Annotated in this window: 13 protein-coding genes; 12 read left to right on the top strand and 1 reads right to left on the bottom strand. The window is 69.0% G+C overall.

What is annotated here, in order from left to right:
- Window positions 1-113: 113 nt before the first annotated feature.
- Window positions 114-1,217, bottom strand: coding sequence for an LOG family protein (locus tag AAEX57_RS03745; RefSeq protein WP_342091093.1), 1,104 nt, complete (start codon window positions 1,215-1,217; stop codon window positions 114-116).
- Window positions 1,218-1,286: 69 nt separating this feature from the next.
- Between AAEX57_RS03745 and AAEX57_RS03740 the strand changes: the two genes are divergently transcribed.
- The 12 genes from AAEX57_RS03740 to AAEX57_RS03685 all read left to right on the top strand — a co-directional run bounded on the left by AAEX57_RS03740 (window position 1,287) and on the right by AAEX57_RS03685 (window position 15,929).
- A complete protein-coding gene (locus AAEX57_RS03740) occupies window positions 1,287-2,174 on the top strand; it encodes an alpha/beta fold hydrolase (protein WP_342091094.1) in 888 nt (295 codons plus the stop codon).
- Window positions 2,175-2,313: 139 nt separating this feature from the next.
- Window positions 2,314-3,540, top strand: a complete 1,227-nt coding sequence (dxr, locus tag AAEX57_RS03735; RefSeq protein ID WP_342091095.1) for a 1-deoxy-D-xylulose-5-phosphate reductoisomerase — start codon at window positions 2,314-2,316, stop codon at window positions 3,538-3,540.
- On the top strand, window positions 3,537-4,826 hold the full coding sequence (locus AAEX57_RS03730; RefSeq protein WP_342091096.1) for a M50 family metallopeptidase: 1,290 nt from the start codon (window positions 3,537-3,539) through the stop codon (window positions 4,824-4,826). Before dxr ends, AAEX57_RS03730 begins: the two co-directional genes overlap by 4 nt.
- Window positions 4,827-5,091: 265 nt before the next feature.
- Window positions 5,092-8,040 (top strand): ExeM/NucH family extracellular endonuclease, encoded by a 2,949-nt coding sequence (locus AAEX57_RS03725; RefSeq protein WP_342091097.1) that lies wholly within the window; start codon window positions 5,092-5,094, stop codon window positions 8,038-8,040.
- A 90-nt stretch (window positions 8,041-8,130) separates the two neighbouring features.
- The gene (ispG, locus tag AAEX57_RS03720; protein WP_342091098.1) at window positions 8,131-9,273 is read left to right on the top strand and encodes a flavodoxin-dependent (E)-4-hydroxy-3-methylbut-2-enyl-diphosphate synthase; all 1,143 of its coding nucleotides are present in this window, start codon (window positions 8,131-8,133) and stop codon (window positions 9,271-9,273) included.
- Between the two features lie 7 nt (window positions 9,274-9,280).
- Window positions 9,281-10,150, top strand: a complete 870-nt coding sequence (locus tag AAEX57_RS03715) for a GNAT family N-acetyltransferase (RefSeq protein ID WP_342091099.1) — start codon at window positions 9,281-9,283, stop codon at window positions 10,148-10,150.
- Between the two features lie 260 nt (window positions 10,151-10,410).
- Window positions 10,411-12,171, top strand: a complete 1,761-nt coding sequence (locus AAEX57_RS03710) for a proline--tRNA ligase (RefSeq protein WP_342091100.1) — start codon at window positions 10,411-10,413, stop codon at window positions 12,169-12,171.
- A 38-nt stretch (window positions 12,172-12,209) separates the two neighbouring features.
- Window positions 12,210-12,881 (top strand): HAD family hydrolase, encoded by a 672-nt coding sequence (locus AAEX57_RS03705; protein WP_342091101.1) that lies wholly within the window; start codon window positions 12,210-12,212, stop codon window positions 12,879-12,881.
- 54 nt (window positions 12,882-12,935) lie between these two features.
- Window positions 12,936-14,264 (top strand): MFS transporter, encoded by a 1,329-nt coding sequence (locus AAEX57_RS03700; protein ID WP_342091102.1) that lies wholly within the window; start codon window positions 12,936-12,938, stop codon window positions 14,262-14,264.
- Window positions 14,261-14,419, top strand: coding sequence for a CopG family transcriptional regulator (locus AAEX57_RS03695; RefSeq protein ID WP_342091103.1), 159 nt, complete (start codon window positions 14,261-14,263; stop codon window positions 14,417-14,419). The genes AAEX57_RS03700 and AAEX57_RS03695 overlap by 4 nt, the downstream gene beginning before the upstream one ends.
- Window positions 14,416-15,153, top strand: coding sequence for a VOC family protein (locus AAEX57_RS03690; protein ID WP_342091104.1), 738 nt, complete (start codon window positions 14,416-14,418; stop codon window positions 15,151-15,153). The genes AAEX57_RS03695 and AAEX57_RS03690 overlap by 4 nt, the downstream gene beginning before the upstream one ends.
- Entirely contained in the window at window positions 15,147-15,929 is a 783-nt protein-coding gene (locus AAEX57_RS03685; RefSeq protein ID WP_342091105.1) for a sulfite exporter TauE/SafE family protein, read from the top strand. Before AAEX57_RS03690 ends, AAEX57_RS03685 begins: the two co-directional genes overlap by 7 nt.

The following is a 15,929-nucleotide window of genomic DNA, read 5'->3' as shown; positions in this document are numbered from 1 at the left end:
CCCCCCCCCCCCCCCCCCCCCCCCCCCCCCCCCCCCCCCCCCCCCACCCCCCCCCCCCCCCCCCCTCCGCTGTCGTTGGTGGCACGGCTGACCGGCCGAGCCCTGTCAGGGGGTCAGCCCAGCAACACCTCGGCGGCCTCTTCGACATGGTCCACCAGGTGCAGCCGGGTTCCCATCTGCCGGTCCCGGCCCAGGGCCTCCAGCAAGGGCCAGGCCGGGAGTTTGTGGGTCCAGTACTCGCGGCCCACCAGCACCATCGGCGTGGTGGGGGAGCCCAGCGGGGTGTAGTAGTTGCCCGTCGCGGCTTGGAAGATCTCCTGCACGGTGCCCGCGGCCCCTTGCAGGTAGACGATCCCGCCGCGGCAGCGCTGCAGCAGCGTGTCCTCCCGGATGGCATTGCTGAAGTACTTGGGGATCACCGTCGCGAAGCCATTGGGCGGCTCGTGGCCATAGAACCAGGTGGGGATTCCCGCGGATTCGCCCGACGGTTGCCAGCGACGCCGCACCTCCACCATGGCATGCGCCCAGGCGGTGAGGTTGGCATGGAAGTCGGCGGCCGCCGCCAGCACCTCGATCGCATCGTCCAGGGCCTCCGGCTCCCCGGCCAGGTAGGCGCCCAGGTTGCTGGCCTCCATCGCGCCCGGGCCGCCGCCGGTCATCACCAACCGACCGCCCCGGGTCAGGGCCCCGGCCAGCCGGGCGGCCTGCCGGAAGGTCTCGGTGCCCCGCGCCGCGGCGTGGCCGCCCATGATCCCGATGGTGGTCTGCGGCGGACGGCTGGCGCACCAGTCGTCCAGGGATTCACTCATCGAATGGTCGTGCAGGCTCATCGACAACGTGGCGCCCAGACTGGGCTGGATGCCCTGAGCCCGGTGCCAGGCGTAGATCCGGGCGTCGTGGCAGTCGGCATAGTCGCCGCCGGTCAGTACGGCGTCGAAGAGGTCCGGCGTCTCGTACATCCGCGGCCGGTAGGGGTTGAAGGGCAGTTCCGGTAGCCGGGGGAAGACCAGCGCGCCGCGGTCGCGCAGCGAGTCGTCGATGCCGGGCCGCATCAGGCATCCCAGGAAGATCGCCGCCTCGACGGGGGTGCGCTTCAGCTGCTCGCTGCGCTCGGTGAGGTCCACCGACTGCACCACGCACCGGTCCAGCCGCAGGCCGGCCGCCAGGTGGGCGTCGAAGGCCGCCAGCGAGTCGATCTCGTGATCCGCCGTCATCATGGTTGCCAGCCTAGTTGGGCCGCGCTGTCACCCGCTGGATGGGACAGGAGCTGGGCGTAGGCTCGATCCATGGGCGAGTTCTGGCACACCACGGGCGATGGTGTTCGGCTGTGGGGGAGGTTCGGCGGGCCCCAGGCCGGCGCGGTGACGGTGGTGCTCACCCACGGCTACGCCCAGGCCCACGGCTGCTGGCATGCCCAGGCCGCAGCGCTCGCCGACGCGGGCCTGCGGGTCCTGGAATGGGACCTGCGCGGTCACGGACGCTCCGCCAATCCCGATCTTCGGGGCTGCACGATTGACCAGGTGGCCGATGACCTGGCCGAACTTGTGGTGCTACACACGGCGGGCCCGGTGGTGTTGGTGGGGCATTCGATGGGCGGGATGGCCCTGATGGCCCTGGCTGAGCGTCATCCCGAACTGGTGCAGGAGCGGGTGGGCGGCGTCGCCTTCGTCGCCACCTCGGCCAACGGCGATGGTCTGGGTTTCCTGGGGCTCGGGCTGCGCGGTGCACACCTGGTGCAGGCCACCGGCAACGTTCTGTTCGGCCGGATGGCGCGCCACCCCAACAGCTGGCGGCTGGTCACCGCGCTCGGTCCGGCGCTGACCGCCGGGCTGTGGGTGAGCTGCTGCGGCTGGCGCACGTCGCGGGCCGATGTCCGGCTGACCGGTGAGATGGCAGGTGACGCTGGTTTTGCCACCATGGCCGCCTTCCTGCCCAGCCTGTCGACCCACCACCGGGAACCGGCCTTGGCGGGCTATCGTGGCCTGCCCAGCCTGGTGCTGAACGGCAGCCTTGACCTGGTGGTGCCGCCCAAGGATTCGGAGGCGATCGCCAGGGAACTGCCCGGCTGCCGCCGCGTCGTGGTTCCGCGCGCCGGGCACAACGTGATGCTGGCCGCGCCCCAGCGGGTCAGCGACGAGTTGCTGCGGCTTGCGGACCAGTGCCGCCGCTATTGACCGCAGTTGGCACCGTAGTCGGTGCCAAATGCGGTCAATGTCAAGGTCAGACCATTGGGTGCGGCGCAAGAGTTTCGCTTGCTGACGCTACGGTGCCTGCAGGGGAGAATTGTCAGTGGCCTGTGTCAGGATGAAAGGCGTGGCAGACGAACAGCTTCGCAATGTGGTGATCCTGGGCAGCACCGGATCCATCGGAACCCAGGCGCTGGAGGTCATCTCCAGCCGACGCGACCGCTTCCGGGTTGTGGGGCTCGCGGCCGGCGGCTCCGACGTCGCGCTCTTCGCCGCGCAGATCCTTGACTTCCAGCCCGACGTCGTTGCCCTGGCCAAGGCCACCGCGGGACAGGACCTGCAGCTCGCCCTCTACGCCCAGGCCAAGCAGCGCGGCTGGAATGTGGGCGATGTCCGTTTGCCGAAGATCCTGCTGGGGCCCGATGCCGCCACCGAGCTGGCCAAGCACCCCTGCGACGTCGTGCTGAACGGCATCACCGGTGCCGCCGGGCTCAAGCCCACCCTGGCGACGCTGGCAGCCGGCACCACGCTTGCCCTTGCCAACAAGGAATCCCTGGTGATCGGCGGGCGACTGGTCACCGAGGCCGCCGCCCCCGGCCAGATGGTCGCCGTGGACAGCGAACACTCCGCCTTCGCCCAGTGCCTGCGCGCCGGCCGCGCCGACGAGGTGCGCCGGTTGATCCTCACCTGCTCCGGCGGACCCTTCCGTGGCCGCAGCCGGGACGAGCTGACCGACGTCGCGCCCGCGCAGGCCATGGCGCACCCCAGCTGGGACATGGGGCGGGTGATCACCATCAACTCCTCGACGCTGGTCAACAAGGGGCTCGAGCTCCTGGAGGCCGGGCTGCTCTATGGGGTGGATCTGGATGACATCACCGTCGTGATCCACCCGGGCTCGGTGGTGCACTCCATGGTGGAATTCCATGATGGCGCCACCATCGCCCAGCTCAGCCCGCCGGACATGAAGCTTCCGATCGCCCTGGGGCTGGATTGGCCCAACCGGATGGCCGACGCATCTGCGCCCAACGACTGGTCCGCACCGGTGAGCCTGCACTTCGAGCCTCTGGACGACGACGCCTTCCCGGCCGTCGAACTGGCGCGGCGCTGCGGCAAGCTGGGCGGCTCCGCCCCGGCCGTGTTCAACGCGGCCAATGAGGTCTGCGTCGACGCCTTCTGCGCCGGAAAGATCGGTTTCCTGGCCATCGTGGACACCATCGCCACCGTCGTCGATGAGCACATCGCCTTGGCCGGACAGCCCGGGGGACACCTCACCGATGAACAGATGACCGTCGACGGCGTCCTGGCCGTCGACGCCTGGGCCCGCCAGCGCGCCGCGGAGGTCTCCGGCGCATGACCCTGCTCGTCACCGTGCTGGCCGCGATCGGCTTCTTCGCCCTGATCATGGCCTCCATCGCGCTGCACGAGATCGGGCACCTGCTGCCCGCCAAGCTCTTCGGCGTGAAGGTGACGCAGTACTTCGTGGGTTTCGGCCGCAACCTGTGGGCCACCCGACGCGGGGAGACCGAATACGGCATCAAACTGTTGCCGCTGGGCGGTTATGTCCGCCTGATCGGGATGTACCCGCCGCACCGGGCCGGCGACGCCGAGACCCGCAGCCCGCTGGCGCGGCTGGCCGACGACGCCCGGGCCGTCGAGTACGAGACCATCACCGCGGCCGACGACGGCCGGCTGTTCTACCAGAAGCCCGCCTGGCAGAAGATCATCATCATGGCGGGTGGACCGCTGATGAACCTGTTGCTGGCCTTCATCATCCTGGCCGGAGTGAACGCGCTGCACGGCCAGTACCGCGCCCAACCCGTCGCCCAAGCAGTCAGTGAATGCGTCGTGCCCATCACCCGCGCAGAGCGCACCTGTCAGCCCGGCGACCCCGCCTCGCCCGCCAAGAAGGCCGGGGTGCTACCCGGCGACCGGTTGCTCAGTTTCAACGGCACCGCACTGACCGGTTGGGATCAGCTCAGCGAACTGATCCGCGCCAACCGCGACCGGCCGGCGCAGCTGGTGGTGGAGCGCAATGGCGAGCGGATCACCCTGCCCAGCACGCCCACCATCATCACCGGTGTGCGCGACCGACTGGATCCGACGAAGACCGTCGAGGCGGGTTTCCTCGGCGTCACCCCGCGCACCGAACTGGTCCGCGGCGGCCTGGACGACACCGGGCGCGATCTGTGGCTGCAGACCCGGCAGTCGGTGACCGCGCTGGCCGCCTTCCCGGTGAAGGTGTGGAATGTGGCCGCCGATCTGGTCACCGGGCAGAAGCGAGACGCGAACGGCCCGATCTCCATCATCGGCGCCAGTCAGGTGGCCGGCCAGATTGCCGGCAGCGAGCAACTGGGCATGGGGGACAAGATTGCCTCCTGGTTCTCCATGTTGGCGTCGGTCAACCTGTTCGTCTGCCTGCTTAACTGCGTCCCCTTGCCCCCGCTCGACGGCGGCCACATCGCCGGCGCCCTGTACGAGGCACTCAAACGCGGGTTCGCCCGACTGCTCGGCCGACCCGACCCGGGGCACGTCGACACCGCCCGGATGCTGCCTGTGGCCTACGCAGTGGGCGCCTTCTTGGCCGTCGCCGGCCTGGTGCTGGTGTTGGCCGACCTGATCACGCCGATCAAATTGCTCTGATGCTGTCCGCCTCCGGCTTGCTCGTTGGACGGTTGCCCTGCCCGGGTTGGGGTTGGCTTGCTCGTTGGACGGTTGCCTTCCGATGGTTATTTCTCTCGCAGGGCGACGGTTGGGTCAGCAGGGCGACAGTTGGACGCGCAGAGCGGGTGACATTCCGGTGAACAGTGAACTACCCCCACGCTGAGGGGCTTCCTCAGCCTGCTCTCAGCTGGATAGCGTGTCGGTGGCATCCGCCATCCCTCTCGTTCCCCACTGGAGATTCCCCATGTCCCACAGTATTTCCGGGTCCTGGCGTCGCGGGCTGACCGCGGCCGCGCTGGGCCTCGGCCTCGTTGCGCAGGGCCTCGGCGCCCTGCCCGCCCAGGCAGCCACCGACCACCTCGTGATCGACGAGGTCTACGGCGGTGGCGGCAATTCCGGCGCCCCGTACACCCATGACTTCGTCGAGCTGTTCAACGGCACCGCCTCGGCCATCGACGTCACCGGCTGGAAGCTGAACTACTACTCGGCCGCCGGCAACCCGGGCAATTCCTGCACCCTGAGCGGCAGCGTCCAGCCCGGCAAGCACTTCCTGGTGCAGCAGGCCAAGGGCACCGCGGGCACCGAGGCGCTCCCGACCCCCGACGCCACCTGTTCCGCCGCCATGAGCGGCACCGCGGGCAGCGTCGAGATCGTCGACGCCACTGGCGCCGTGGTCGACCTGGTGGGCTACGGCACCGCCACCAAGGTCGAGGGCGCCGCCGCCCCCGCGCCGTCGAACACCACTTCGGTCAGCCGCACCGCCGGCGCTGACACCGACAACAACCAGGCCGACTTCACCAAGGGTGCGCCGAAGCCGGAGAATCAGGGCGCCGTCACGGATCCGACGCCGGACCCGACGCCGGAGCCCACCCCCGACCCCACTCCGGATCCGACGCCCGAGCCCACCCCGGAGCCCACCCCCGCCGTGGAGAAGACCATCGCGGAGATCCAGGGCACCGGCACTGCCACCCCGCTGGCCGGCCAGAGCGTCACCACCAAGGGCGTCGTCACCGCCAGCTACCCGACGGGCGGCTTCAACGGCTTCTACCTGCAGACCCCCGGCAGCGGCGGCAGCGCCAAGGCCGCGGGTCAGGCCTCGGACGGCATCTTCGTGTACACGGGCGCCGCCCCCACCGCGAAGCCCGGCGAGTGCTACACCGTCACCGGCATCCCCGCCGAGTACAACAACCTCACCCAGCTCACCAAGCCGGTGCTGACCCCCGCCACCGACTGCGCCGAGGTGAAGCCCACCGAACTGGCCACCCTGCCGGAGACCGACGCCGACAAGGAGGCCTACGAGGGCATGCTGGTGCAGCCCTTGGGCAACTACACCATCACCAACAACTACAACCTGAACAACTACGGTCAGGTTGGCCTGGCCGTGGGTGACAAGCCGCTGTGGACCCCCACCGATCGCGTCGCCCCCGCCGAGGCGCAGGCCTTCGAGGCGGAACAGGTCAAGAAGTACATCACCCTGGACGACGGCTCCAGCTGGGATTACATGCGCAATGCCACCGCGCAGAACAGCCCGCTGCCGTACCTGAGCCAGGACGAGCCGATGCGCACCGATTCCAAGGTCACCTTCGCCAAGCCGGTGATCCTGGACTACCGCTTCCAGTGGAACTACCAGCCGGTTGACCAGATCGTCGGCGCCACCGACGACAATGACCCGGTCACCACGGAGAACACCCGTCCGACCGCCGCCCCGGCGGTTGGCGGCGAGCTGAAGCTGGGCGCGATGAATGTGCTCAACTACTTCACCGATCTTGGTCAGGACGAGGCGGGTTGCTCGGCCTACAAGGACATGGACGGCAATCCCGTCACCGCCAATGGCTGCACCGTCCGTGGCGCCTACACCCCGGCCGCGCTGAAGGACCAGCAGACCAAGATCATTGCGGCGCTGGAGATGCTGGACGCCGACGTGGTCGGCCTGATGGAGATCGAGAACGCGGCCCGCTTCGGCCATGACCGCGACGCCGCGCTGAAGACCCTGGTGGATGCGCTCAATGCCAAGGTGGGCGCAGGTATCTACGACTACGTTCGCAGCCCGCTGGCCCGTCCGGTGAGCGAGGACGTGATCCGCACGGCCTTCATCTACAAGAGCGCCAAGGTCAAGCCGGTGGACGCCTCGGTGATCCTGGACAGCCCGGCCTTCGCCAATGCCCGCCAGCCGCTCGGCCAGAAGTTCGAGTCCCTGGCCAGCGGCAAGACCTTCGTCGCCGTCGCCAACCACTTCAAGAGCAAGGGCTCCGGCGTCGACGACGGCACCGGTCAGGGCAATTCCAACCCGTCGCGGGAGGAGCAGGCGCGCGACGTGACCGCCTGGACCAAGCAGCTGTGGCCCGACGAGGCCGTCTTCATGGTCGGCGACTTCAACGCCTACAGCCGGGAGACCCCGGTGCAGATCATCGAAGCGGCGGGCTTCACCAACCTGGTGCGCAAGTTCAGCCCCGAATCCACCAGCTACCAGTTCGGTGGCCGGCTGGGCTCGCTGGACCACGCCTTCGCCAATGAGAAGGCCCTGGCGATGGTCACCGGCGCCGACGACCTGAACATCAACGGCGACGAGTCGGTGGCGATGCAGTACTCGCGTCGCAACTACAACATCACCGACTTCTACGCCCCGACGCCGTATGCCTCCAGCGACCACGATCCGGTGCTGGTGGGCCTGTCCGACGCCAAGCCGGCGCCCAAGACCCCGGTGCTCAGCCCCTACCAGAGCTGTGACTCCTTCGGCTTCAAGGCCACCGACGTCGCCCCCGGTGACCAGCTGCGGGTTGACGGCCACTGGAATGGTCAGGCGCAGTACACCACCGTCAACCTCACTGAGGCCGGCTGGTGGAGTGGCAAGAAGCCCAGCTGGACCGATGCGACCGCCGTCGTGATCCGCGACGGCAAGGCCCTGGAGGAGACCCGCGTCTCCATCGCCAAGGACGCCTCCTGCACCCCGCCGGTGATCACCGGCAAGGCCGAGAAGAAGAACTTCAGCTTCAGCGTGCAGGATGCCCAGCCCGGCGACGAACTGCTGGTGACCGCCGTCTGGAAGGATCGCACCTGGACCTTCACGGTGGATGCGGCCGACGGCTACCGCTCCCCGCGCCAGCCGTCCTGGCAGACCGCGTCCGCGGTTGTGGTCCGCGACGGCAAGGCGCTCGAGGAGACCCGGGTGAACATAAAGAACCCGGCCAAGTGACGCCATCGGCATGACCTGTCAGGGGCCGGCCCCGTTCCTCTTCAGCGAGGAGCGGGGCCGGTTCCTTGCCCGTCCACTAGGCTGGGAGCCATGACCGTCGCCCTTGGTATGCCCGCACTTCCCGCACCCGTCCTGGCTCCCCGCCGCAAGACCCGCCAGATCCACGTCGGCAAGGTGCAGGTCGGCAGCGAGGCCCCCATCTCGGTGCAGTCCATGACCACCACCAAGACGACCGACATCAACGCCACGCTGCAGCAGATCGCGCAGCTGACCGCCGCCGGCTGTGATATCGTGCGCGTCGCCTGCCCCAGCCAGGATGATGCCGAGGCGCTGCCGATCATCGCCAGGAAGAGCGCCATTCCGGTGATCGCCGACATCCACTTCCAGCCCAAGTACGTCTTTGCCGCCATCGACGCGGGCTGCGCGGCCGTCCGGGTGAACCCGGGCAACATCAAGAAGTTCGACGACAAGGTGGCCGAGATCGCCAAGGCCGCCACCGACGCCGGGGTGAGCCTGCGGATCGGCGTCAATGCCGGATCGCTGGATCCGCGGTTGCTGAAGAAGTACGGCTCCGCCACCCCCGAGGCCCTGGTGGAGTCGGCGTTGTGGGAGGCCAGCCTGTTCGAGGAGGTCGGCTTCAAGGACTACAAGATCAGCGTGAAGCACAACGACCCCATCACCATGGTGCAGACCTACCGGCTGCTGGCCGCGCAGACCGACGTGCCGCTGCACCTGGGCGTCACCGAGGCCGGGCCCGCCTTCCAGGGCACCATCAAGTCCACCGCCGCCTTCGGCATCCTGCTGGCGGAGGGCATTGGCGACACCATCCGGGTCTCCCTGTCGGCCGATCCGGTCGAGGAGGTGAAGGTGGGCACCAAGCTGCTGGAGGTGCTCAATCTGCGCCCCCGCAAGCTCGACGTGGTCAGCTGCCCCGGTTGTGGCCGCGCCCAAGTGGACATCTGGGGGCTGGCGGAGAAGGTCAGCGACGGCCTGGAGGGCATGGAGGCCCCGCTGCGGGTGGCCGTGATGGGTTGCGTCGTGAACGGCCCCGGTGAGGCGCGCGAAGCCGACCTTGGTGTGGCCGCCGGCAATGGCAAGGGGCAGATCTTCATCCGTGGCGAGGTGGTCAAGACCGTGCCGGAGGACCAGATCGTCCAGACGCTGATCGAGGAGGCCAACCGTCTTGCTGCAGAAACTTTCGAGGTGGGTTCGCCCGAGGTCAAGGTCAGCTGAGACGCCGGTGACACTGGCGGAGCCGACGGCCGAGGGGGAGTCCTCCGGATCCCTGCGGATCCTGGGCAATGACGACCTCGACGAGGTGATGGGCCTGCTGATGGCCAGCCCGCTGGAGAATGTCTTCGTCGCCTCCCGGGTGAAGGGCGCCGGGCTGGACCCCTTCATGCTGGGCTGCCAGGTGGTCGGCTTCGAGCGCGACCAACAACTGGTGAGCTTGTGCCATGCCGGCTCCAACCTGGTGCCGGTCAATGCCGACGACGAGGCGCTGGCCGCCTACATCCGCTACCTGGGGCCGCGGCGCCGGGCCGCGTCGATCATGGGCGTCGCCGAACCCACCCTGAGACTCTGGGAGGGGCTCAGCCAGGCCTATGGCGGGGATTGGTCAAAGGTGCGGGACCTGCGCCCCGAACAACCTTTGATGTCGATCAGCGAGGACAGCCCCCTGCGGGCCGATCCGCGGGTGCAGCAGATCACCATGGCGGATTTCGACGCCTATTTTGAGGCCGCGGTGCAGATGTACACCGAGGAGGTGGGCGTCAGCCCCTTGGAGGCCACGGGCAGCTATCGCAACCACGTGCGCCGCACCATCCAGCAGGGCAGGGCCTTCGGCATCGTCGAGGGTGGCCGGGTGATCTTCAAGTCCGACGTCGGCTGCGCTGCGGGGATGTTCTGCCAGGTGCAGGGAGTCTGGATCGATCCCGCACTGCGCGGTCGGGGCCTCTCCGTACCGGCGATGGCGGCCGTCGTCGCGCTCTGCCGCAGGCGCTGGCCGGTGGTCAGCCTGTACGTGAACGACTACAACACCCCGGCCGTCCGGCTCTACGAGCGGGTCGGTTTCAGCACGGTGGGGCGCTTCGCCACGGTCCTGTACTGACGGCAGGCCCAACCCTGGGGCGACCGGCTCCGGACATGAAGGAAGCACTTGCGCGATCTCGGGGGTTACCGCGCAAGTGCTCTGCCACCATGATGCCCGAGCATGTGGGAAATGTGCAAGTCAATCGAACAAGATCCGGCTGACAAGCCACTGAGCCCTTTGGTGTGGGATGTCGGTGGGGGCGGATAGTCTTGGCACCGCACTCCGACGCCAGGCTGAAGGGCAGCCGAGGGCGTTCCTCGCGGTGCAGGAAGTTGACCATGATCACTCGTCTGAGTTCCCTGTTCGTCCGCACGCTGCGCGACGATCCTGCCGACGCCGAGGTGCCCAGCCACCGTTGGCTGGTGCGCGCCGGCTACATCCGTCGCGTCGCCCCCGGCATCTACTCCTGGCTGCCGCTGGGTCTGAAGGTGCTGCACAAGGTGGAGACCATCGTCCGGGATGAGATGGACGCCATTGGCGCGCAGGAGGTGCACTTCCCGGCGCTGCTGCCGCGGGAACCCTACGAGTCCACCAACCGATGGACCGAGTACGGCGACAACCTCTTCCGGCTCAAGGATCGCAAGGGCGCCGACCTGCTGCTCGGCCCCACCCATGAGGAGATGTTCACCCTCATGGTCAAGGACCTCTACAGCTCCTACAAGGATCTGCCGCTCAGCCTCTACCAGATCCAGAACAAGTACCGCGACGAGGCGCGTCCCCGCGCCGGCATCCTGCGCGGCCGCGAATTCGTGATGAAGGACTCCTACTCCTTCGACGTCGACGACGCCGGCCTGGAGGCCAGCTACCAGAAGCACCGCGAGGCCTACATCAAGATCTTCGACCGGCTGGGCTTCGACTACGTGATCGTGCAGGCGATGGCCGGGGCGATGGGCGGCTCCAAGAGCGAGGAATTCCTGGCCGTCGCGCCCAATGGTGAGGACACCTTCGTCCGTTCGCCCGGGGGTTACGCCGCCAATGTGGAGGCCGTACGAATTCCCGCTCCCGAGGCCGTGGACTGGGCCGACGCGCCCGCCGCACACGTCGAGGACACCCCCGACTCGGAGACCATCGAGACCCTGGTTGCCCTGCTGAACAAGGATTTCCCGCGCAGCGACCGGGAGTGGACCGGGGCTGACACCCTGAAGAATGTGGTCTTCAAGCTGCGCCACCCCGACGGCAAGGAAGAGGCGCTGGCGATCGGCCTGCCCGGTGACCGCGCCGTCGACGAGAAGCGGCTGGAGGCCGCGATGGAGCCGGCCGAGGTGCTGGACTTCACCGACGCCGACTTCGAGAACTTCCCCAACCTGAAGAAGGGCTACATCGGCCCCGAGGTGCTGGGTGAGAAGAATGTCAGCAAGGTGCGCTACCTGTGCGATCCGCGCGTCGTGCCCGGCACCCGTTGGGTGACGGGCGCCAATGAGCCCGGCCACCACGTGATCGATCTGGTGTGCGGGCGGGACTTCACCCCCGATGGCGTGATCGACGTCGCCGAGGTGCGCGAGGGCGATCCGGCACCCGACGGTTCCGGGCCGCTGACCCTGGCCCGCGGCATCGAGATGGGCCACATCTTCCAGCTGGGCCGCAAGTACGCCGAGTCGCTGGGGCTGAAGGTGCTGGACCAGAACGGCAAGCTGGTCACGGTCACCATGGGCTCCTATGGCGTGGGCGTCTCCCGCGCGGTGGCGGCCGTCGCCGAGGGAACCTGCGATGACAAGGGCCTGTGCTGGCCCCGCGGCCTGGCGCCCTTCGACGTGGAGATCGTCGCCACCGGGAAGGGCGAGGAGATCTTCGCCGCCGCCGAGAAGCTGGCCACCGAGCTGGACGATGCCGGCGTCGCGGTGCTCTACGACGACCGCAAGGCCAGCCCGGGCGTGAAGTTCGCCGATCAGGAGATCCTGGGCATGCCCACTGCTGTGGTGGTGGGCCGGGATCTGGCCAATGGCCTGGTGGAGATCCGCGACCGCAAGAGTGGCGAGAAGCGCTCGGTGGTGGTCGAGGATGCGCTGGCCGAGGTGCTCAAGGAGATCCACGGCAACTGACGATGCCAACCGACCGCTCCCGCGACCCAGGAGGAACTGTGACCACCGACCTACCCGCCGCCTTGTTTTGGGATTTTGACGGCACGACGGTTGATTCCGAGGGCTCCTGGGAGCGGGCCGAGCTGCGCTGGCTGGCGCAGCTCGGCGGCCCGCGGCCCGGAGTGGTGTTGGACCGCAATCCGGGCGCAAGCCTGGACGGCACCATCGACTGGATCCATGCCGCGGCCGGCGTGCCGGTGGGGGACCGGGGCCAGGTGCGTGAGCAGCTCAGCCGGCTGGCGATCGAGGAGTACCGCGCCGATGGCCCCGTGGTGCTGCCGGGGGTGCGCGAGCTGCATGCCGAGGCTTTCCGTGCCGGGATCGCCAACCTGGTGGTCTCCGCGAACGAGACCTGGGTGCTGCGCGAGATCGTCGACGGCATCGACGGCCTGGCCTACCGGGCGCTGGTGGGGGAGGACCAGGTGGCGCGCTCCAAGCCGGAGCCCGACCTCTACCTGGAGGCCTGCCGCCAGCTGGGCGCCGACCCGCGGGACTGCATCGCCTTCGAGGATTCGGTCACGGGCGCGACGGCCGCCGTTGCCGCCGGTTGCTTCACCGTGGCCGTGACCGGGCAGGACACGGCCGCGGTGGACGGTGTCGGGATGCGCGTCGACGGCCTGGCCGACACCTCGCTGGAGGACGTGCTGCAGGCCTGGCGCTCCTGGCGCTGACTCTTCACCTCTGGGCCATCATCACTCTTCATGCTCGCATGCTAGCATCTGAGCATGAAGGCAAAACCTCCCTCCTGGTTGCTCGGTGCCGCGATGGTGGTGCTCGAGCTGCTGGCGGGCATGCAGGCCTACGTGTCGTCCACGGTGACCCCGTTGCTGGCTGCCGAGCTGGGTGGAACACGCCTGTACGGCAGGGCGATGGCGGCGGTGCAGGCGGCGGTCTTCCTTGCCCTCCCACTCAGCCCGGCCCTGATCCGTCGCTGGTCAGGTGCGCGAGTGCTGGTCTGGCTCACCCCGATCACGGTCCTGTGCGCAGTGGTGGCGGCGGCCGCGCCCTCGATGGAGGTCTACATCGGCGCCCGTTTCGTCGGCGCGTTGGGCTCGGGAGCGATGGCTGGCGTGGGGATGGGCATCATCGCGACCCAGCTGACAGGCCGGGTCCGGCAGCTGGTGCTGGCGGCGGGTAGCGCGATGTGGGTGGTCTCGTCGCTGGTCGGCCCCGGCTATGCGGCCTGGATCTCGGCTGTCTTCTCCTGGCGCTGGGCCCTGGTCGCCTACCTGCCGGTGCTGGTGGCCGCGCGGTGGGTGATCGTGCGCGAACTGCGCGGCCGGGAGTTGGGCGTCGGCGAGCAGGGTGCCCTAGCCGGTGGGGCCGAAGCCCCGGTGCTGGGCGCCCTCGTCCTGGCCGGCTCCGTGCTGGTCCTCGGGCTGCGCCCGCCGATCGATGCCGTCGGGGCGGTGCTGGCCCTGCTCGCACTGGTCGGCGTCGGGGTCGGGCTGCGGCGGGTGCTGCCCCGGCCAGTCCTGACCCGACGCCCGCACGGCGCCCCCGCGGCCGTCCGGCTGCTGTTCTGGCTGTCCATGGCGCACTATGGCGCGGACGGGGTCATCTCGATCGTGGCGCACGACCTGATGGGCTTCGACGCCGTCCGGCTGGGCGGCCTGTTGATGGTGGGTGGTGTGGCCTGGGCCCTGCTCGGCGTCGCCACCGGTGCCCGGCCCGCCAGCGCCGCTCGGGCCGGCTGGCAGCTCCCGTCGGGCCTTCTGATGGTCTTCACCGGGCTGGTCCTGCTGGCGGTGGCCTGTCAGACCGGACGCGCGTGGTTGTGGGTCGGCTGGGTGGTGGTCAACCTCGGGATGGGTGCGGTCTACCTGGATTGCCTCAACCTGGCCTTCGGGCCTGTCCCCGTGCCGGGAATGGACGCCGCGGACGCGGGAATGGTGGTGGTGATGGTGGAATCGGTGGCCGGGGCGGTAGCAGGAACGCTGGGCGCCAGCCTGCTCTCCGGGCGTCCGGAGCTGGCCTGGCTGGTCTTCGCCCTGCTTGCCGTCGCCGTGCTCCCCGGCCTGGGCGAAGTGCGTCGCGCTAGCATCACGGCATGAGCCCGAGCGAAGCGGCCAAGAAGGTGCAGTTCAATGTCTACCTGCCACCGGAGCTGGTCAAACAGGTCAAGCACCGCGCCATCGACGAGGGGGAGAGCCTCTCGGCCCTGGTGGAGCGTGTCCTGAGCGACTACCTCACCAAGGAGCCGAAGTGATCACCCGCGTCCTGCCCTACCGCTTCACCGACGACCCGCCCGCCATGGTGGCCTTCCTGGAAACTCTGGGGCTCGCTCGGGAGATCAGCGCTCCCGACGGCGGCTTCGCCGTCCTCGGGGCAGCCAGCGGCGGAGTCGGCGTGCACCACGTCTCGACGGACAATGTTGCCGGTGAGACCCACCTGGTGCTGGAGGTGGCCAGCGCCGACGTTCTGACCGGCCTGGACGGCGTCGTGGTCTGGGACGAGGCCTGGGGCAAGCAGGCGGGCATCGCCGATCCGCTGGGCGGCGGGATCTGGCTCGACGAGGTGCAGACCGATCTCTACGGCTACGTCGCGCACCACGGGACACCGCACGACGGGCTGGTGGTCGATGCGATCCGCTTCAGCACCGACTTCGCCGCGGACCAGGCCTTCTTCGCCCACTTCGGGCTGGTCCCGGTCGGCCATCACGACGAGTACTGGACGCCGCTGCAGGCCAGCAGCAGCTCCGGCACGCTCGCGCTGCACCGCAATACCGGCGAGGCCGTGACCCGGCCCGCCCCCGGCAACCCGGTTGGGGATCACAGTCTGTGCATCCTCGGTTTCGAGACCACCGAGGCGCTGGAGGACGTGTGTGACCGGCTGGTGGCTGCCGGCCACCCCGCCGAACTCATCGAGGGCGAGCGGCGCGCCGTGCACGTCGTGGACCCGGACGGCCAGGAGATCCAGATCCACGAGCTCGGCGGATGCTGATCGCCACGCACCTGCTGGTGCTGCTGGTGCTGGCCGCCTTCGTTGCCGGCTGGGTGGATGCCGTCGTCGGCGGGGGAGGGCTGATCCAGCTGCCGGCCCTGCTGATCGGGCTGCCGTCGGATACTCCCGTCGCCACCATCGCCGGCACCAACAAGGTGCCCGCCGCGGCGGGGACGCTGATGGCCACCGCCACCTACCTGCGCAATGTCCGGGTGGACTGGCGAAGTGCCCTGCCTCTGATGGCCACCGCCTGGCTGGGCTCCACGGCGGGCGCCAACCTGGCCCACCACATGCCGCGCGAATGGTTCACCCCGCTGGTGCTGGTGGTGATCCTGGTGGTGGGCGGCTACACAGTGCGCCGCCCGCAGCTGGGTCTGCAGCAGAAACTGCGTCACGACGGCCGCTCGCACCTGGGGCGGCTGCTGGGGATCGGCGGGGGAGTCGGGCTCTACGACGGGCTGGTCGGGCCCGGCACCGGCACCTTCTTCGTGATCGCCCTGGTCTCGGTGATGGGCTACGGCTTCCTGGAGGCCTCCGCGCTGACCAAGCTGGCCAACCTGACCACCAATCTGGCCGCGATCAGCGTCTTCGTGCTGCACGGCAGCATCCTGTGGCGGGTGGCCCTGTGCATGGCCGTGGCCAACCTGACCGGCGGTCTGCTCGGCGCCCGGACGGCGGTTCGCCGCGGCAATGCCTTTGTCCGCAAGGTCTTCCTGGTGGTGATCTTCGCCCTGGCCGTGAAACTGGCCTGGGACACCCTGCAGTTGGTGCTCTGA

Origin of the sequence: Luteococcus sp. H91, assembly GCF_038433135.1 — a bacterium.
Taxonomy (GTDB): domain Bacteria; phylum Actinomycetota; class Actinomycetes; order Propionibacteriales; family Propionibacteriaceae; genus Luteococcus.
This window is presented reverse-complemented; position numbering and strand designations above follow the sequence as displayed.